16 protein-coding genes are annotated in these 17,473 nt (G+C 59.9%); 12 read left to right on the plus strand and 4 right to left on the minus strand.

What is annotated here, in order from left to right; translation table 11 throughout:
- Positions 1 to 172 precede the first annotated feature (172 nt).
- The 3 genes from uhpA to AB5Y92_RS18945 are packed head-to-tail and all read left to right on the plus strand — an operon-like array spanning position 173 to position 3,636.
- A complete protein-coding gene (gene uhpA / locus AB5Y92_RS18935; protein ID WP_021231026.1) occupies positions 173 to 763 on the plus strand; it encodes a transcriptional regulator UhpA in 591 nt (196 codons plus the stop codon).
- The gene (gene uhpB / locus AB5Y92_RS18940; RefSeq protein WP_005334072.1) at positions 760 to 2,280 is read left to right on the plus strand and encodes a signal transduction histidine-protein kinase/phosphatase UhpB; all 1,521 of its coding nucleotides are present in this window, start codon (positions 760 to 762) and stop codon (positions 2,278 to 2,280) included. The genes uhpA and uhpB overlap by 4 nt, the downstream gene beginning before the upstream one ends.
- A gap of 21 nt (positions 2,281 to 2,301) precedes the next feature.
- The gene (locus AB5Y92_RS18945) at positions 2,302 to 3,636 is read left to right on the plus strand and encodes an MFS transporter (protein ID WP_201986103.1); all 1,335 of its coding nucleotides are present in this window, start codon (positions 2,302 to 2,304) and stop codon (positions 3,634 to 3,636) included.
- 18 nt (positions 3,637 to 3,654) lie between these two features.
- On the opposite strand, the gene AB5Y92_RS18950 is transcribed toward AB5Y92_RS18945, so the two are convergent.
- Positions 3,655 to 4,791 carry a GGDEF domain-containing protein gene (locus AB5Y92_RS18950; protein WP_206876218.1) on the minus strand — a complete coding sequence of 379 codons (1,137 nt, stop codon included), beginning with the start codon at positions 4,789 to 4,791 and terminating at the stop codon, positions 3,655 to 3,657.
- Between the two features lie 513 nt (positions 4,792 to 5,304).
- Here AB5Y92_RS18950 and AB5Y92_RS18955 point away from each other — a divergent pair.
- The 3 genes from AB5Y92_RS18955 (at position 5,305) to AB5Y92_RS18965 (ending at position 7,892) form a co-directional block, all read left to right on the plus strand.
- Positions 5,305 to 6,105, plus strand: a complete 801-nt coding sequence (locus AB5Y92_RS18955; RefSeq protein ID WP_164536476.1) for a transporter substrate-binding domain-containing protein — start codon at positions 5,305 to 5,307, stop codon at positions 6,103 to 6,105.
- A gap of 100 nt (positions 6,106 to 6,205) precedes the next feature.
- Positions 6,206 to 7,165, plus strand: a complete 960-nt coding sequence (locus AB5Y92_RS18960) for an amino acid ABC transporter permease (protein WP_368227388.1) — start codon at positions 6,206 to 6,208, stop codon at positions 7,163 to 7,165.
- Positions 7,149 to 7,892 carry an amino acid ABC transporter ATP-binding protein gene (locus AB5Y92_RS18965; protein WP_368227389.1) on the plus strand — a complete coding sequence of 248 codons (744 nt, stop codon included), beginning with the start codon at positions 7,149 to 7,151 and terminating at the stop codon, positions 7,890 to 7,892. The genes AB5Y92_RS18960 and AB5Y92_RS18965 overlap by 17 nt, the downstream gene beginning before the upstream one ends.
- Before the next feature lie 128 nt (positions 7,893 to 8,020).
- Here AB5Y92_RS18965 and AB5Y92_RS18970 read toward each other — a convergent pair whose 3' ends face one another.
- The 3 genes from AB5Y92_RS18970 to AB5Y92_RS18980 all read right to left on the minus strand — a co-directional run bounded on the left by AB5Y92_RS18970 (position 8,021) and on the right by AB5Y92_RS18980 (position 10,914).
- Entirely contained in the window at positions 8,021 to 8,761 is a 741-nt protein-coding gene (locus AB5Y92_RS18970) for a YebC/PmpR family DNA-binding transcriptional regulator (RefSeq protein ID WP_005337681.1), read from the minus strand.
- A gap of 102 nt (positions 8,762 to 8,863) precedes the next feature.
- Entirely contained in the window at positions 8,864 to 10,630 is a 1,767-nt protein-coding gene (aspS, locus tag AB5Y92_RS18975) for an aspartate--tRNA ligase (protein WP_201986100.1), read from the minus strand.
- Between the two features lie 32 nt (positions 10,631 to 10,662).
- Positions 10,663 to 10,914 carry an FmdB family zinc ribbon protein gene (locus AB5Y92_RS18980; protein ID WP_005337686.1) on the minus strand — a complete coding sequence of 84 codons (252 nt, stop codon included), beginning with the start codon at positions 10,912 to 10,914 and terminating at the stop codon, positions 10,663 to 10,665.
- Between the two features lie 162 nt (positions 10,915 to 11,076).
- Between AB5Y92_RS18980 and AB5Y92_RS18985 the strand changes: the two genes are divergently transcribed.
- The 6 genes from AB5Y92_RS18985 to AB5Y92_RS19010 all read left to right on the plus strand — a co-directional run bounded on the left by AB5Y92_RS18985 (position 11,077) and on the right by AB5Y92_RS19010 (position 17,273).
- On the plus strand, positions 11,077 to 11,925 hold the full coding sequence (locus AB5Y92_RS18985) for a DUF72 domain-containing protein (protein ID WP_201986098.1): 849 nt from the start codon (positions 11,077 to 11,079) through the stop codon (positions 11,923 to 11,925).
- Between the two features lie 275 nt (positions 11,926 to 12,200).
- Positions 12,201 to 12,947, plus strand: a complete 747-nt coding sequence (gene cmoA / locus AB5Y92_RS18990) for a carboxy-S-adenosyl-L-methionine synthase CmoA (RefSeq protein WP_164536472.1) — start codon at positions 12,201 to 12,203, stop codon at positions 12,945 to 12,947.
- A complete protein-coding gene (gene cmoB / locus AB5Y92_RS18995; RefSeq protein WP_164536471.1) occupies positions 12,944 to 13,921 on the plus strand; it encodes a tRNA 5-methoxyuridine(34)/uridine 5-oxyacetic acid(34) synthase CmoB in 978 nt (325 codons plus the stop codon). The genes cmoA and cmoB overlap by 4 nt, the downstream gene beginning before the upstream one ends.
- 52 nt (positions 13,922 to 13,973) lie before the next feature.
- Positions 13,974 to 14,762 carry an ATP-dependent zinc protease gene (locus AB5Y92_RS19000; protein WP_005337698.1) on the plus strand — a complete coding sequence of 263 codons (789 nt, stop codon included), beginning with the start codon at positions 13,974 to 13,976 and terminating at the stop codon, positions 14,760 to 14,762.
- A 3-nt stretch (positions 14,763 to 14,765) separates the two neighbouring features.
- Entirely contained in the window at positions 14,766 to 16,304 is a 1,539-nt protein-coding gene (locus tag AB5Y92_RS19005; protein ID WP_005337699.1) for an inactive transglutaminase family protein, read from the plus strand.
- 3 nt (positions 16,305 to 16,307) lie between these two features.
- The gene (locus tag AB5Y92_RS19010) at positions 16,308 to 17,273 is read left to right on the plus strand and encodes an alpha-L-glutamate ligase-like protein (protein ID WP_164536470.1); all 966 of its coding nucleotides are present in this window, start codon (positions 16,308 to 16,310) and stop codon (positions 17,271 to 17,273) included.
- Positions 17,274 to 17,473: the final 200 nt, after the last annotated feature.

Genomic DNA, 17,473 nt, shown 5'->3' on the forward strand with positions numbered 1-17,473 from the left:
CCTGTTGATCAGCCCGCTTGCTCGCCCTTGCCAGCTGATCCCGATCAAGCTTTGCGCACCTTGCCCCCCGGTTTTTAGCCCCTTTTCCTGCTGCTGCTTGAGCCTGACTCGGGGGGCAGGTATCTTGTTGGCCGCGTCATGGTCATGACGCACCGAATTTCAGGCTGACATCATGATAAAAATTGCCCTCATCGACGATCACCAGATCGTCCGATCCGGTTTTGCCCAACTGCTCAATCTGGAGCCCGACCTGCAGGTGGTCGCCGAATTCGGCTCCGCCAGCGACGCCCTTGCCGGCCTGCCAGGCAGCGGGGCGCGGGTCTGTGTCTGCGACATCTCGATGCCCGACCAGTCGGGGCTGGAGCTGCTCAAGCAGCTCCCCTCCGGCCTTGCGGTGGTCATGCTCTCGGTGCACGACAGCCCCGCCCTCATCGAGCAAGCCTTGCAAACCGGCGCCAAGGGATTTCTCTCCAAGCGCTGCAGCCCGGACGAGCTGATCGCCGCCGTGCGCACCGCCGCCCAGGGGGGGTGTTATCTGACGCCGGACATCGCCCAGAAACTGGCCAGCAGCAGCCGGGATCCCCTCACCAATCGGGAGCGGGAGATTGCCCAGTTGCTGGCGCAAGGGCTGGAGGTGAAGGCCATCGCCGAGCAACTTGGCCTATCCCCCAAAACCGTCCACGTCCATCGCGCCAACCTGATGGACAAGCTCAAGGTCAGCAACAACGTCGAGCTGGCCCACCGCATGCTGGATAGCTGGTGATCTCCCGTTTTGCCAGCTATGTCGCCATCGCGCTGGCGGCCTGCTTCATCTTTGCCGCCGGCTGGTTTTGCCTCTGGAGCATCAGCCTGCATCTGGCGGGTGGCCCTGCGCTGGCGGTGCTGCTGTTCCCCTTCGGCCTGCGCCTTGGCTTGCTGCTGCAAAGTCCCGGCCACTACTGGCCGCCGCTGTTGCTGTGCGAAGGGCTGCTGCTCTACTGGCTCAATCTGGAAGTGGGGCTGCCCCACTGGCCTTGGCTGGTCGCGGGCAGTCTGCTGACCCTGCTACCGCTGCTCATTGCCCGCCGCCAGCAGGTGCGCAACGACTGGCAGCAACTGTTGCTGCTGCTCGCCACCGTCACGGCGGCGGCGCTGCTGCAAGCCCTGCTCTGGCATCTGGCCGGGGAAGATGGCCTCTCGGCCCTGCTGCTCAGCCTGACCGGCGGGCTGACGCTGACCTCCACCTGCATGCTGATCTGGCACTACCTCACCCGCGCCACTTGGGTGCCGCTGGGGCCTGCGCTGGTGGATCAGCCGGTAGAGTGGCGCTTTCGCCATCTGGTCTGGTATCTGCTGCTGTTCGTATTGAGCCTCTGGCTGCAACTGGGATTGCCCAACTCGCTGGTGCGCTTTACCCCGTTTTGTCTGGCCATCCCCATCATCGCCATGGCGTGGCGCTACGGCTGGCAAGGGGCGCTGCTCGCCACCCTGATGAATACCATCGCCCTGCTGGCCAGTCAGGCCTGGCACGATCACCCCCTCGATCTGCTGCTCTCCCTGCTGGCCCAGAGCCTCACCGGTCTGCTGCTGGGTGCCGGGATCCAGCGCCAGCGCGAACTCAATCAGGCGCTGACCCGCCAGCTCGCCCATAATCGCCAACTCACCGAGCGGCTGCTGGAGACCGAGGAGAGCATCCGCAAGGAGGTGGCGCGCGAGCTGCACGACGACATCGGCCAGACCATCACAGCCATTCGTACCCAGGCAGGGATCGTGCGCCGCCTCGCCCCCGATAATGCCGGGGTGGGCCAGAGCAGCGCCCTGATCGACACGCTGTCGCTCGGGATCTACGACGCGGTGCGCGGTCTGCTCGGGCGGCTGCGCCCGCGCCAGCTCGACGACATGACTCTTGAACAGGCGGTACGAGCACTGCTGAGGGAGCTGGAGCTGGAGCGTCACGGCATCGTCACCCGGCTGGAGTGGCAGCTGGCGGATGGGGACCTCTCCGATGCCCAGCGGGTCACCCTGTTTCGGGTCTGTCAGGAGGGGCTCAACAACGTGGTCAAACATGCCAACGCCCACTCGGTCACCATTCGCGCCCGGACCAGCGGCGAGCAGTTGCAACTGGTGCTGGAAGATGATGGCCGCGGTCTGCCGGAAAGCCGCCCGCAACAGGGCTATGGCTTGCTCGGTATTCGCGAGCGGGTACAAGCGCTCGGGGGCAGTCTGCAACTCTCCTGCATTCACGGCACCCAGCTGACGGTCAATCTGCCCAGTCGCAGACGGGAAGAGAGCCATGGCTAATCACCACCAGAGGGCCTGCCTGTGCTGAGTTTTATGAGAAGCGCGCCGCCCCGGCCCCTTATCCGGGATCAGGCCGAGATCGATGCCACCTATCGCCACTGGCGGCTGCACCTGCTGCTGACCATGTATCTGGGCTACGCGGTCTTCTACTTCACCCGCAAGAGCTTCAACTTCGCCATGCCGGACATGCTGGCGAGCGGCATGCTGGACAAGTCCGATATCGGCATGCTGTGGACTCTGTTCTACATCACCTACGGCTGCTCCAAGTTCTTCTCCGGCATCATCAGTGACCGCGCCAACCCGCGCTACTTCATGGGTGTCGGACTGATGGCCACCGGCGTTATCAATATCCTGTTCGGCCTCTCGTCGGCACTCTGGATGTTTGCCGCCCTCTGGGTCGCCAACGCCTTCTTCCAGGGCTGGGGGTGGCCCCCCTGCTCCAAGCTGCTCACCAGCTGGTATTCGCGCACCGAGCGCGGGGTCTGGTGGTCGGCCTGGAACACAGCCCACAACGTCGGCGGGGCGCTCATTCCCCTTATCGTCAGCACCATCGCTCTGCAGCATGGCTGGCGCTACGGCATGATAGTGCCCGGCCTTATCGCCATCATCGCGGGATTGTTCCTCTGCTGGCGGCTGCGGGATACCCCGAGCGCCATGGGATTGCCCACTGTGGGCGAGTGGCGCAAGGATGCCATGGAGCTGGCCCAGCAGACCCAGGATGCGGGGCTCTCCCACCGCCAGATCCTGCGCAAATATGTGCTGGGCAACCCCTATATCTGGCTGCTCGCCTGCTGTTACGTACTGGTCTATGTGGTGCGCACCGCCATCAATGACTGGGGCAATCTCTACATGACCGAGCAGCGTGGCTTCAATCTGATGAGCGCCAACTCGGCCATCTCCATGTTCGAGGTGGGAGGCTTTATCGGTGCTCTGGTGGCGGGCTGGGGATCGGACAAGCTGTTCAACGGCAACCGTGGCCCGATGAACCTGATCTTTGCGGTTGGGATCCTGCTGGCGGTAGGATCGCTCTGGCTGATGCCCTTCTTCAGCTATGTGATGCAGGCGGCCTGCTTCTTTACCATCGGCTTTTTCGTGTTCGGCCCCCAGATGCTGATCGGCATGGCGGCAGCGGAGTGCTCTCACAAAAACTCGGCGGGAGCGGCCACCGGCTTTGTCGGCCTGTTTGCCTACATGGGGGCGGCGCTGTCAGGCTATCCGCTGGCCAAGGTGATGGAGATCTGGCACTGGAACGGCTTCTTCGTGGTGATCTCGGTGGCGGCAGGCGTCTCGGCCCTGCTGCTGCTCCCCTTCCTCAAGGCGCAGGCACCGCGCCCCCAGACTGCCGAGATAACGTAATACCGGACTGAACGGGAGTTACACCTCCCGACCAGCCTGACAGACCCGGTTCTTGCCTTGCCGCTTGGCACTGTAGAGCGCATGGTCGGCCTGAGTGAACAGAGGGTCAAAGTGCCACTCCCCTTGCCAGTGGGAGAGTCCCATACTGACCGTGATGTAGAGCCCCCCCATGTCGCGGTTCGCGACCTCCTCCAGCAATCCCTCGCAGCGCTGCAGGGCCAGCACGCCGGGCTGCGAGAAGAGCAGCACAAACTCCTCGCCACCGAAACGACTGCACACCAGATCGGGCTGACTACCCAGATAGGCACCGAGCTCGGCCAGCACCCGATCACCCACCTCATGGCCATGCTGGTCATTGATCTGCTTGAAATCATCGATGTCGAGCACCGCCAGCGCGCCACTGTCACCCCACTTTTGCTGCTTCAGCTGCTCCATAAAGCCACGCCGGTTGAGCAGACCGGTAAGAGGGTCGTGGCTCGCCTGCTGGCGCAGCGCCAGCGCACGGTACTGGGTACAGAGCAGCAGCACCCCGAAGGTAGAAAGATAGCTCCCCATCAGCATGGAGAGGAAGGGCAGCACATTGACCCCGCTCTTATCCATCAGCATCTGTACGTTGTCCTGCCAGAGGAACCAGAGCCGCATCAAGTAGAAGGCGTAGAGCAGCACGTTGACCAGGGTAAAGACCATCACCGCCGGCAGATAGTGGGGGTAACCGTGGCGCCAGACCAGATAGACGATCACAGCACCCAGCACCATGTAACTCAAGCAAGCCAGTAACACCCGGGATGCCATCCCCCCCTCCACAATGCACCAGCTCAGAAGCAGCAGATAGACCAGCATAAAGAGCCCCCCGGCACGCCAGTTCGGGGGCTGTCCGAAAAAGCGCTGCAGCGCCGGCGGCATCAACACAATGCAGAGCGTGATCAGGGTATTGGCCAGCCAGATGCCGGAGGGGCTGGGGAAAAATGCCTGTAACGAGAAAAGTATCTGGGCCACCAGCGCACAGAGACTGGACCACCACCATAACCCGATGCCCGGGATCTCCCGGTGGGTCGACCAGATAATGGAGAGCGTGATAAACCCGAGGCTATATCCCCCCAATGCCATCACCATCAGGGTAAATACATCCAGCTTCAGCAACAACGAGACATCCATATCAAAACCAGGCAGAGGGAGGTAAGTGAGTATATGAGAACCGTTTGCCAAGACCCAGAGACCCTGACTGTTTTCACAATAAAAACATATTGTTCGTCTGTTTTTCACACCACCAGATAACTCACACCATTCCGCTATAGCAGGTTTGAGATATGCAAGAAAGATAAGCCCAACCAGACTAAAGCCACATACGAGCCCCTCTCAATGTAACAAAATGTCTTGGGGATAATTTGGGCTTGAACCCACTCAATTAGATAGATATGTTGTTTTCGTGTGATTTTATGAATGAAGCCATGAGCAATAAATGTCTCTAACCTGTTGAGTCTTCTGACACAATCTGTTTTTGGTACATTTTTCACTCAACCACTATTCATAGCATCTCATATGGGGCTTTTGTCCCGCTCAAGACATTCATCCTGTCTTGCCTGTTGCCGGATGCAGCAGTCTCTTGTGCCACGGAGTCGCACGGGATCAGGTTCAAGGCCGAACACACCACCGACAGAGACGTCATTTATGATCAAAATACTGATTCTTTCTACCCTGCTGTTTTGCGGGATCGCCACGGCGGCTCCGACCCCTGCCCCTACCTCCACCCTGGATGCCGTGCTCGAACGCGGCGTGCTGCGAGTCGGCTTTGATGCTGGCTATCAACCCTTCGAGATGACCAACAAGCAGGGCCAATACATCGGCTTTGATGTGGATCTTGCCAAGATGGTCGCCAAAGAGATGGGCGTGAAGGTCGAATTCGTCAACACCGCTTGGGATGGCATCATTCCGGCGCTGCTGACCAACAAGTTCGACGTCATCATGGGCGGCATGACCGTCACTCCCCAGCGCAACCTGCGGGTCAACTTTGCCGATCCTTACATCGTGGTCGGCCAGACCATAGTCCTGCGCAAAGAGAAAGCGGGCGAAATCAAATCCTTCAGCGACCTCAACGACCCGAAATACAAGATCGCGGTCAAGCTCGGCACCACCGGCGAGCAGGCAGTCAAGCGCCTGATCCCCAAAGCCACCCTGCTGCAGTTTGAAACCCAGGATGACGCCAAGCTGGAAGTGATCAACGGCAAGGTCGATGCGTTCGTCTATGACCTGCCCTACAACGCTATTTTCGCCTCCCAGAATCAGGGCGCCGTGGTGCACCTCGACAAACCGTTCACCTTCGAGCCGCTGGCCTGGGCCATCCGCAAAGGGGACCAGGACACCCTCAACTGGTTCAACAACTACCTGCGCCAGATCAAGGGCGATGGCAGCTACGACCGTCTCTACAAGAAGTGGTTCGAATCCAACGCCTGGCTGAACCAGCTCAAATAACCTCCGGGGGGCGGCACATTGCCGCCCCTGCACCACGCAGCTCCCCACACAATAACGAGAAGAGGTTGTGACTGTGCACACACCCAAACCGACAAGACAGATGGAAAAACAACCCAATCAGCTGCTCTGGCATGGGGTTTTCCTGCTGATGCTGCTGGTTGCCGTATTCGGCATCTACAAGGCTGTCCAGTCAGTGGATTACACCTGGCGCTGGGAACGCATTCCCCAATACATCGCCTATCAGGCGGAGCAGAAGAATCTGGCCGAATTTGACGGCACCGTGATGGCGGGCACCAGCGAGGCCGAGAAGGGCAAGCTGTTCCTGCAAGACGATCTCGACCCCAATGTGCGGCAAGCCATTGCCAGTACCGGCGTACAAGTCGCCGAAGGGGATACCGTTTTTCGTGGCGATACCCTCGACACCCAACTGAGCTGGACCGCAGGCCCCATCGCCTGGGGCGTCTGGGTCACCGTCAAGCTCTCGCTGGTGACAGGCATCTTCGCCATTTTGCTTGGCACCCTGGCCGGGCTGGCGCGCCTCTCCCCCAATCCGGCCCTGCGCAATCTGGCCATCACCTATGTGGAGCTGATCCGCGGTACGCCGCTGCTGGTGCAGATCTTTATTGTCTACTTCTTTATCGGTACCGTGCTGAACCTCGATCGCTTCACCGCCGGGGTCGCGGCACTGGCGGTCTTTACCGGTGCCTATGTGGCGGAGATCGTCCGCGCCGGTATCAGCTCCATCCACAAGGGGCAGATGGAGGCGGGCCGCAGCCTGGGTATGACCTCCGCCCAGACCATGCGCTACGTCATCCTGCCGCAGGCGTTCAAGCGGGTGCTGCCACCGCTGGCAGGCCAGTTCATCAACCTGATCAAGGACTCCTCGCTAGTCTCGGTCATCTCCATCACCGATCTGACCAAGGCGGGGCGCGAGGTGGTGAGCTCCACCTTCAGCCCGTTCGAGGTGTGGTTTACCGTGGCCCTGCTCTATCTGGTGCTGACCGGCACCCTCTCCTTCCTGGTACGCCGTCTCGAGGTGAAATATGCGCGCAGCAACTGATCCCATAATCAAAGCGACCGGCGTAGAGAAGTTCTACGGCAGCGAAGTGCACGCCTTGAAAAAGGTCAGCACCCAGGTCGCCGAAGGGGAAGTGGTGGTGATCGTCGGCCCCAGTGGCTCGGGCAAGTCCACCTTCCTGCGCACCCTCAACCAGCTGGAGACCATCAACGACGGCAACATCGTGGTCGACGGCATCAGCCTGACCGAGCCGGGCGATGTCAACAAGCTGCGGGAAGAGGTGGGCATGGTGTTCCAGTCCTTCAACCTCTTTCCCCACCTGACGGTGCTGGAGAACATCTGCCTCGCCCCGCAAAAGGTGCGCAAACTGCCCCGCAAGGAGGCCGAAGATCGCGCCAAGGCCCTGTTGCTGAAAGTGGGGCTCTCGGCCAAAGTGGGCAGCTACCCCTCCCAGCTCTCCGGTGGTCAACAGCAGCGGGTGGCCATCGCCCGGGCGCTCGCCATGCAGCCGCGCATCATGCTCTTCGACGAACCCACCAGCGCGCTCGATCCCGAAATGGTGGGGGAAGTGCTGGACGTCATGAAGGGGCTCGCCCGCGAAGGGATGACCATGGTGGTGGTGACCCACGAGATGGGCTTTGCCCGGGAAGTGGCGGATCGGGTGCTCTTTATGGAGAGTGGCGAACTGCTGGTGGACGAGAAACCAACGGAGTTTTTCGACAATCCCCCCTCCCCGCGCCTGCGCCAGTTCCTGAGTCAGGTGCTGTAGCTGATACCCAAAGATGGATTATCGAGTGATTGCACTGGTTGCTCAACCGACACATCAGCAGTTGCCACGATGCAAAGATAAAAAAATGGCAGCCATCAGGCTGCCATCGGGAGAGCACGATTCAGCGATCAGAGGGTCGCAGCGACTTCATCGGAGATGGAGCCGTTGTGATACACCTCTTGCACGTCGTCCAGATCTTCCAGCATGTCAATCAGACGCATCAGCTTGGGTGCAGTCTCGGCATCCAGCTCCGCTTCGGTGGAGGGGATCATGGTCACTTCGGCGCTCTGGGCCTTGAAGCCGGCAGCTTCCAGACCGTCCAGCACGGTACCGAAGTCGTTCGGGGTGGTGTACACCTCGATGGTGCCATCCTCTTCGGTGACCACGTCATCGGCGCCCGCTTCCAGCGCGGCATCCATCAGGGCATCCTCGTCCACACCCACGAAAGTCAGCAAACCTTTCTTGCTGAACAGATAGGCAACGGAGCCGTCGGTGCCCAGGTTGCCACCGCACTTGCTGAAGGCGTGACGCACTTCGGCTACGGTACGGTTACGGTTGTCGGTCAGGCACTCTACCATCACGGCAGAGCCAGCCGGGCCGTAACCTTCGTACACGATGGTCTCGAGCTGTTCGCCATCGCCACCACCGGCGCCACGCTGAATGGCACGGTTGATGGTGTCGCGGGTCATGTTGTTGGTCAGGGCGGCAGTCACCGCAGCACGCAGACGCGGGTTGTTGGCCGGATCGGCATCACCCAGACGCGCGGAGGTAGTGATTTCGCGGATCAGCTTGGTGAAGATCTTGCCACGCTTGGCGTCCTGAGCGGCCTTGCGGTGTTTGATGTTGGCCCATTTACTGTGACCTGCCATAGAGACTCTCCGTTATTTTTTAAATGTCAGTAACACTGATCATGACTAACCCAAGGGAAACACAGAGGCCGCACGGCGGCGGCCTCCGGTGCCGGTATCGGCTTACTCGTCGCCCTTGACGGTGGTTGCAATCGCCAGCTCACCCAGTTGGGCGGCATTGGCAAGGCTGGGGGCGTCTGTCATCAGACAGGCGGCCGCGGTCGTTTTCGGGAAGGCGATGACGTCCCGAATGTTTTCGGTGCCGGTCAGCAGCATGCTGAGACGGTCCAGACCGAAGGCCAGACCGGCGTGCGGCGGGGTGCCGTACTTCAGGGCATCCAGCAGGAAGCCAAACTTCAGACGCTGCTCGGCCGGGGTGATACCCAGGATATCGAACACGGTGGATTGCATCTCGCTGTTGTGGATACGGACAGAGCCGCCACCCACTTCGTAGCCGTTGATCACCATGTCGTAGGCGTTGGCGTAAGCGCCCACAGGGTTGGCTTTCAGCTCGGCCGGGCTCATGTTGCTCGGCGCGGTGAACGGGTGGTGCATGGCGGCCAGACCACCTTCACCATCTTCCTCGAACATCGGGAAGTCGATGACCCACAGCGGTTTCCAGCTGTTCTCCAGCAGGCCCAGATCGCGACCCACTTTCAGACGCAGGGCGCCCATGGCATCGCAGACCACTTTCTTGCTGTCAGCGCCAAAGAAGATGATGTCGCCATCGGCTGCGCCGGTACGGGCCAGGATCTCGCGCACGATCTCGTCAGAGAGGAACTTGGCAACCGGAGACTGCACGCCTTCGATACCATTGGCCGCTTCGTTGACCTTCATCCAGGCCAGGCCCTTGGCACCGTAGATGCCGACAAACTTGGTGTATTCGTCGATCTGCTTGCGAGAGAGCTCGGCACCACCCGGTACTTTCAGGGCTGCCACACGGCCTTTCGGATCGTTGGCGGGGCCCGCGAACACGGCGAACTCGACAGCAGTCAGCAGATCAGCCACATCGACCAGCTCCATCGGCAGACGCAGGTCCGGCTTGTCGGAGCCGTAGCGACGCATGGCTTCGTCGAAGGTCATGATCGGGAAGTCGCCCAGATCCACGTTCAGGATGTGCAGCCACAGTTTGCGGATCATCTCTTCCATCACTTCACGCACCTGCGGCGCGGTCATGAAGGAGGTCTCCACGTCGATCTGGGTGAATTCCGGCTGGCGGTCGGCACGCAAGTCTTCGTCACGGAAGCACTTGACGATCTGGTAGTAGCGGTCGAAGCCGGACATCATCAGCAACTGCTTGAACAGCTGGGGAGATTGCGGCAGAGCGTAGAACTTGCCCTTGTGCACGCGGCTCGGCACCAGATAGTCACGGGCGCCTTCCGGGGTGGCCTTGGTCAGCATCGGGGTCTCGATATCGAGGAAGCCGTGCTCGTCCATGAAGCGGCGTACGAAGGCGCTGGCCTTGGCACGGGTCTTCAGGTACTTGGCCATCTCGGGACGACGCAGATCCAGGTAGCGATACTTGAGGCTGATCTCTTCGCTGTTGACCTGGTTGAAGTCCAGCGGCAGCGGCTCGGCACGGTTGATGATGTTGAGTTCGTGGGCGAACACTTCGATGGCGCCAGTGGCCATGTCGCTGTTGCGCTGGGACTCGGGACGGGTGCGCACCACGCCGGTCACCTGGATGCAGAACTCGCCGCGCAGCTCGGAGGCCAGGGCGAACGCGTCCGGCTTGTCCGGATCGAAGAACACCTGAACGACCCCTTCCCGGTCGCGCATATCGATAAAGATCAGACCGCCGAGATCACGACGACGATGAACCCAACCGCACAATGTAATGGTCTGCCCTGCATGGGCCTCATTGACCTGTCCGCAATAGATAGAGCGCATGGACTTCTTCCTTCGAAATTGTAGAGAGACGGTTAACCTTGGGCCGCCGGGCACGACTGGCAAGCACCGTCTGTCTCACAGCTGGCCAGATTCTTTTTCTTACCCGGTTTGAAATCAGTCTCGTACCATCCGGTTCCCTTGAGCCGGAAGCCTGCCGCCGATATCAGCTTGACCAGATTCGGCTTGCTACAGGCCGGACAGTCGGTCAGGGGGGCATCGGAAAGCTTTTGCAGTTTTGCCAATTCATGGCCACAGACGTCGCAACGATATTCGTAGATAGGCATGGGTCACAAGAAATTGAAAAACAAAAGGGCTGGCATTATAGAGGAAAACCCCCTTTTGGGTAAAATGGCCAGCAGCCTCCTTTCGCCAGTTTTTTGCACTCGATGGCAAAAAGCGGGCAAAAAATCGGCACGAATGCACCAAGAGCGAAGAGAATAGCCATCATGAGCCTCTATTTGGGCCTGCCGCAGTGGTCCCACCCCAGCTGGCCCGGCCAGTTGCTGGGCCTTGGCGCCAAGCCTGCCGAACACCTCGCCCACTACGCGGCCGTCTTCAACTCGGTGGAGGGTAACACCACCTTCTACGCCCTGCCGACACAGGACACGGTACAGCGCTGGGCCGATGCGGTGCCTAATCACTTTCGTTTCAACTTCAAGTTTCCGCAAACCATCAGCCACCAAAGCGATCTGGTGAGCGCAGACAAGCAAGTCGCCGACTTTATTCGTCTGCTCGCGCCACTACACGACAAGCTGGGGCTGCTCACTCTGCAGTTGCCCGCCCGTTTCGGGCCACAGGGGCTGGCCAGACTGGCGGCCTTCATCGATCGGCTGCCGCGGGAGTTTCGCTACGCCATTGAAGTGCGTCACCCTGAGTTCTTCGCCAAGGGGGAGGCCGAGCGGGCATTGAACCGGCTGCTGATGGAACAGGGAGTGAACCGGGTGATGCTCGACAGCCGGCCACTCTTCTCGGTGCCAGCAACCACGCCAGCCCTTGTCGATGCCCAGGGCAAGAAGCCACGCCTGCCGGTGCATCTGCTGGCCACCGCCAACGCCCCCATGGTCCGCTTTATCGGCCTGCCGGATCCGGCGGCCAATCACCCCTTCCTGCCCAGCTGGCTCCCCCACTGGCGCCAGTGGCTTTCCGAGGACAAGGATCTCTACCTCTATATACATACTGCCGACAACGCCCAGGCACCTGAGCTGGCCCGCCAGATCACCCGCTTGCTGGAGCAGGAGATGGCCCCCTGGCCGGGGGAAAACGATCGCGCACGGCAGGGAGTGCTGCGCTTTTAGCCAACCCATTATGTGGCCATCGTTTCGCTGTAAAAAAAGTACTTTTTTGTGGCGTGGCAAGCCCTGGCGTCAAGACAAACGGCCATCAATCCTCTACACTACCGCCCCAAGTAAGGGTTCGGAACATGGCCCGTACGAACAGGACAGGTCCAAAGGATTTCATGACCAGCCACCCCGTTCGTAAACAGGTGATAAATCTACTCTGATGGGTGTCACCCAACGACTCAATTGAACAATACAGCCGGGTGATGTCCCGACTGTCAGGTTGCGCCAGCATGCATACCAAAGATCAAATTTTTGCCGCCCCGATCGCCCGATTGGGTGACTTCTGTTTTGACGAACAGGTCGTCGACGTGTTTCCCGATATGATCCAGCGCTCGGTGCCGGGTTACAGCAACATCATCTCTGCCATCGGCATGATGGCCGCCCGCTACGCCCAACCCGAGAGCCGACTCTATGATCTCGGCTGCTCACTGGGCGCCGCGACCCAGGCGATGCGTCGCCATGTCAGCCAGCCCGGTTGTCGCATCACCGCGGTGGATCTCTCCCACCCGATGATCGAGCGTGCCCGCGCCCACCTCTCCGGTTTTAAATCCGAGGTGCCGGTGGAGCTGGTAGAGGCGGATATCTGCGACATCGAGATCGAGAACGCCTCCGTGGTGGTACTCAACTTCACTCTGCAGTTTGTCGAGCCAGAGAAACGGGCCGCCCTGATCCAGCGCATTCACGATGGGCTGCGCCCGGGCGGGATCCTGATCCTGAGCGAAAAGTTCCGCTTTGAAGATGAACCGGTCAACGAGCTGCTCATCGATCTGCATCTCGACTTCAAGCGAGCCAATGGCTACAGCGAGCTGGAGATCAGCCAGAAACGTACTGCCCTTGAGAATGTGATGCGCACCGACAGCCTGCCGGTGCATCAGACCCGTCTGCGGGATGCCGGTTTCGTCCATCAGGATCTCTGGTTCCAGTGCTTCAACTTCGGCTCCATGATTGCCATCAAATCCAGCGACGCCCAGCCATGATCGACTTTGCCAATTTCTATCAACTGATTGCCAAAAACCGGCTGAGCCACTGGCTGCATACCCTGCCAGCCCAGCTGCACGCCTGGCAACATGACAACCAGCATGGCGACCTGCCGCGCTGGAATCGCGCCCTCAACAAGCTGCCGCAGGTGGCTCCCGGCAACGTCGAGCTGAAAAGCCGGGTCGAGATTGGCTCGGCCGAGAGCCTTGGCGAAGGTGAACGCAAGAAGGTCGAGAGCCTGCTGCGCCACTTCATGCCCTGGCGCAAGGGGCCGTTCACCGTGCACGGCATCCACATCGACACCGAGTGGCGCTCTGACTGGAAGTGGGATCGGGTGCTGCCCCATATCAGCCCGCTCGACGGCCGTTACGTGCTGGATGTGGGTTGCGGCAGCGGCTACCACCTCTGGCGCATGGTGGGTGAAGGGGCTCGGCTTGCAGTCGGCATCGACCCGAGCCCGCTGTTCCTCTGCCAGTTCGAGGCCATTCGTCACTTCACCGGCGGCGATCAGCGCGCTCACCTGTTGCCGCTCGGCATTCAGGAGCTGCCGGAACTGCGTGCCTTTGACACCGTCTTCTCCATGGGGGTGCTCTATCACCGCAAATCCCCCATCGAGCACATCGAGCAACTGCGCAATCAATTGAAAGATGATGGCGAGCTGGTGCTGGAGACGCTAGTGATTGACGGCGGGGTCAACGACGTGCTGATGCCCACCGATCGTTACGGCAAGATGCGCAACGTCTGGTTTATTCCCTCAAGCCGCGCTCTCAAGCTGTGGGTCGAGCGCTGCGGCTTCACCGATGTGCGGATAGTAGACGAGAATATGACCAGCACCGACGAACAGCGTCGTACCGACTGGATGATTAATGAATCCCTGAGTGACTATCTGGATCCAGACAATCCGGCACTCACGGTAGAAGGACACCCGGCGCCGAAACGTGCCGTACTGATTGCCCGCAAGGCCAAAGACTAGCCGATGGCGATTCAGGAAGTTACACTGACCCAATTCCAGGAAGCACAGTTAAATGAATGACATGAAAAGCAAATTAAAAGGAATGACCCTGCTCTCCCTGCTTAGTCTCGGCGGGTGTGTCAATATGGAAAAAGCGCCTCAGGTTCCTGCTCTGACGCTGGCCGAGCTTCGTAGCGAGCTGAGCCAGAGCGAGCAGCGCCTGCAAACATCCATGGAACAGCAACAGAAGCAGTATGTGCAGCAACAGCACCTGCTGGTTCAGCTCAACACAGATGTCACCAATATGAAAGAGTCCGTCAAGCAAGTAGACCACAAGCTCGCCACCCTCCCCTCCGAGCCGCCCAAGCCGATGGCCATCCCCACCGAGAAGTGCCCGGCCCCCAATCAGGGTCACACCATCGATGGCAAACTGATGGTCGGTGAAGCCGAGTGGATCTGGGTTGATGCGGCCAACGACGCCTTCCAGGCGCGGGTCGATACCGGTGCGACCACCTCCTCCATCAGTGCGCAGGAGATCACCATTTTCGAGCGCAACGGCAAAAACTGGGTGCGCTTCTTCCTGAGCCATCAGGAAGTGGACGACAAGATCCAGATCGAAGCGCCGCTGGTACGCCATGTACGGGTGCGTCAGGCCTCTGCCGACGATCTGGACCGCCGTCCGGTAGTGCGTCTGGCCGTGCGCATTGGCGACATGACCGAGAAAGCCGAATTTACCCTGAAAGACCGTAGCGACATGACCTTCCCTGTGCTGCTGGGTCGCGAATTTTTGAAAGACATCGCCGTGGTTGATGTGGCCCGCGAATATATCCAACCCAAACCCAAGCTCAAGGATGTGAAATAATCCATGGTTTCCCGTAAGCCGTTCTATTTGCTGGTAGCCCTGCTGTACATTGTCGGCCTGGGGATGACGATCTATCACCATATCGCGTTGGATGTGCCGCTGACGCCCGGTGAAAAGCGCCAAATCTGGTCCATCGAAGCCAAGCTGGAGTTTGAGGCGACCGGTGAGCCGGTGATCGCCTCCCTGGCCATTCCGGGCACCCAGCCCGGTTTCACCCTGATGAACGAGAACGCCGCCAGCCCCGGCTACGGCCTCTCCTTTGTCGAGAAAGATGGCGATGCCCGCGCCGAGTGGTCCATCCGCACCGCCTCCGGCCGTCAGGAGCTCTACTACCGCGTCGACATGATGGCGGATGCCCATGCCAAACCGGCCGCCAATCCGCAGCCGCCTGCCATCGAGAAGCAGATCGAGAGTGAGCCTTACGCCACCGCCATGAAGCAGATCCTCGAGCGGGCACAGGAGCGCTCTGCCGACGGCTACACCCTGACTCGCGAGATCATCAAGGAGATCGAGAAGCAGGAGCAGAATGCCGAACTGCTGAAAAAGCACAAGAGCCGCGCCAACCTGATAGCCGAGCTGCTCAACAATGCTGACGTGCCGACCCGCGTGGTGCATGCCCTGAATCTGGAAGATGGCCGCCGTCGTCAGGAGCTGGTGGATTACCTGCAGGTATTCAACAGCCCGACCGACTACAAGCTGTTCAACCCGCAAACCGGTGAACAGGGTCGTCCGGCCAACCTGCTGCTGTGGGAGTATAACTCCGGCGCCCTGCTGGACGTGACCGGTGGTCACAACTCCCGTGTCAGCTTCTCGATGATCGAGCAAGAGCAGCCGGTGAGCGTGGCACTGGCGCAGAAGTTCGAAAAATCAGAGATGATGAACTTCTCCATCCACAGCCTGCCGCTGGAAGAGCAGACCCTGTTCAAGGGCTTGCTGCTGATCCCGATCGGCGTGCTGATGGTGGTGTTCCTGCGGGTGCTGGTGGGGATCAAGACCTCCGGTACCTTTATGCCGGTGCTGATCGCGGTCGCCTTTATCCAGACCTCGCTAGTCACCGGTCTCATCGGCTTCCTGCTGATTGTCGGCACCGGTCTCATCATTCGCTCCTATCTGTCTCGGCTTAACCTGCTGCTGGTCGCCCGAATATCGGCCATCATCATCATGGTTATCTCGATGATCGGTATCTTCTCCGCGTTCGCCTTCAAGCTGGGGCTGACCGACGGTATGAAGATCACCTTCTTCCCGATGATCATCCTCTCCTGGACCATCGAACGGATGTCCATCCTGTGGGAAGAAGAGGGCCCGAAAGAGGTGTTCCGTCAGGGTGGTGGCTCTCTGCTGGTTGCCGTCATCGCCTATCTGGCCATGGATAACGAGCTTATTCGTCACCTCACCTTCAACTTCCTCGGCCTGCAGCTGGTGCTGATGGCGACCGTGCTGTTGATGGGTAACTACACCGGCTACAAGCTGAGCGAACTGAAGCGCTTCAAGCCGCTGGTGGACGAGATGAAATCTGGCGTCACCCCGGGTAAGGACAAGTAACCGATGTGGTTCTGGGAAAAATACACAACCCCGTGGAGCCTGTCCCAATCAGGCATCCTCGGCATGAACAAGCGCAACCACTCCTACATCAGCCGCTACAATCCGCGCAGCCTCTATCCGCTGGTGGATGACAAGCTGCAGACCAAGCAAATTGCGCTGGATGCAGGGGTTACCGTGCCTGAGCTGATCGGTACCATCCGTGCCCAGCACGATGTGGGTCGCATCACCGAGCTGGTAAAAGATTGGCCGGGCTTCTGCATCAAGCCGGCCCGTGGCTCGGGCGGCAAGGGGATCCTGGTGATCCTGCGTCAGGAAGATGGCCTCTTCTATAAACCCAACGGCAGCGCCTCCAACGGTCAGGATCTGGAGCGCCATGTCTCCAACATTCTGGCGGGGCTCTATTCCCTTGGCGGCAAGCCCGACGTGGCGCTGGTCGAAGGCCTCATCAACTTTGATGATGTGTTCGACGGCTACTCTTTTGAAGGGGTACCCGATGCCCGAGTGATCATCTTCAAAGGGTTCCCGGTGATGGCGATGATGCGCCTCTCCACCGCCGCCTCCGACGGCAAGGCGAACCTGCACCAGGGCGCCGTGGGGGTGGGTCTGTGCCTGCGTACCGGTCGTGCCCTGCGGGCAGTGCAGTTTGGCAATCCGCTGCGCCACCACCCGGATACCGGCCTCGACCTCTATGAGCTCAAGGTCCCACACTGGGATACCCTGCTCACCCTGGCCGCCTCCTGCTACGAGATGTCGGGTCTAGGCTATATCGGTACTGACATGGTGCTGGACAAGTTCCGCGGCCCCATGCTGCTGGAGCTCAACGCCCGCCCTGGTCTTGCCATCCAGATCGCCAACGGTCGCGGCCTGGTGCCCAACCTCAAGACCATCGAGAAGCTGGGACAGGTGAAGATGAACGTGGAGCAGCGGGTCAATTTCGCCAAGGAGCACTTCGGGATCTTTGAGGAATAGCTCCCCCGCTTGTGAACTGAGCGCGCCTATGGCGCGCTTTTTTTATGGCTATTGTCTGTCGGCACATCCCGTTCCCAACCATAGGGTCAGCACCTCATTTCGAAACGACGAGTACGCCAGCGAACGGCAGCTTGGAGTAGCAAGGAGAGCGATGGAACGATGGAACGATGGAACGATGGAACGATGGAACGATGGAACGA

Origin of the sequence: Aeromonas sp. R1-1 (genome assembly GCF_040908495.1) — a bacterium.
Classification (GTDB): domain Bacteria; phylum Pseudomonadota; class Gammaproteobacteria; order Enterobacterales; family Aeromonadaceae; genus Aeromonas; species Aeromonas veronii.

What these genes read in the sequence shown, in the direction of transcription:
- uhpA (WP_021231026.1), top strand. Translation starts at nt 173, where the DNA reads ATGATAAAAATTGCCCTCATCGACGATCACCAGATCGTCCGATCCGGT.
- AB5Y92_RS18950 (WP_206876218.1), bottom strand. Translation starts at nt 4,791, where the DNA reads ATGGATGTCTCGTTGTTGCTGAAGCTGGATGTATTTACCCTGATGGTG.
- AB5Y92_RS18955 (WP_164536476.1), top strand. Translation starts at nt 5,305, where the DNA reads ATGATCAAAATACTGATTCTTTCTACCCTGCTGTTTTGCGGGATCGCC.
- AB5Y92_RS18960 (WP_368227388.1), top strand. Translation starts at nt 6,206, where the DNA reads ATGGAAAAACAACCCAATCAGCTGCTCTGGCATGGGGTTTTCCTGCTG.
- AB5Y92_RS18965 (WP_368227389.1), top strand. Translation starts at nt 7,149, where the DNA reads ATGCGCGCAGCAACTGATCCCATAATCAAAGCGACCGGCGTAGAGAAG.
- AB5Y92_RS18970 (WP_005337681.1), bottom strand. Translation starts at nt 8,761, where the DNA reads ATGGCAGGTCACAGTAAATGGGCCAACATCAAACACCGCAAGGCCGCT.
- aspS (WP_201986100.1), bottom strand. Translation starts at nt 10,630, where the DNA reads ATGCGCTCTATCTATTGCGGACAGGTCAATGAGGCCCATGCAGGGCAG.
- AB5Y92_RS18980 (WP_005337686.1), bottom strand. Translation starts at nt 10,914, where the DNA reads ATGCCTATCTACGAATATCGTTGCGACGTCTGTGGCCATGAATTGGCA.
- AB5Y92_RS18985 (WP_201986098.1), top strand. Translation starts at nt 11,077, where the DNA reads ATGAGCCTCTATTTGGGCCTGCCGCAGTGGTCCCACCCCAGCTGGCCC.
- cmoA (WP_164536472.1), top strand. Translation starts at nt 12,201, where the DNA reads ATGCATACCAAAGATCAAATTTTTGCCGCCCCGATCGCCCGATTGGGT.
- cmoB (WP_164536471.1), top strand. Translation starts at nt 12,944, where the DNA reads ATGATCGACTTTGCCAATTTCTATCAACTGATTGCCAAAAACCGGCTG.
- AB5Y92_RS19000 (WP_005337698.1), top strand. Translation starts at nt 13,974, where the DNA reads ATGAATGACATGAAAAGCAAATTAAAAGGAATGACCCTGCTCTCCCTG.
- AB5Y92_RS19005 (WP_005337699.1), top strand. Translation starts at nt 14,766, where the DNA reads ATGGTTTCCCGTAAGCCGTTCTATTTGCTGGTAGCCCTGCTGTACATT.
- AB5Y92_RS19010 (WP_164536470.1), top strand. Translation starts at nt 16,308, where the DNA reads ATGTGGTTCTGGGAAAAATACACAACCCCGTGGAGCCTGTCCCAATCA.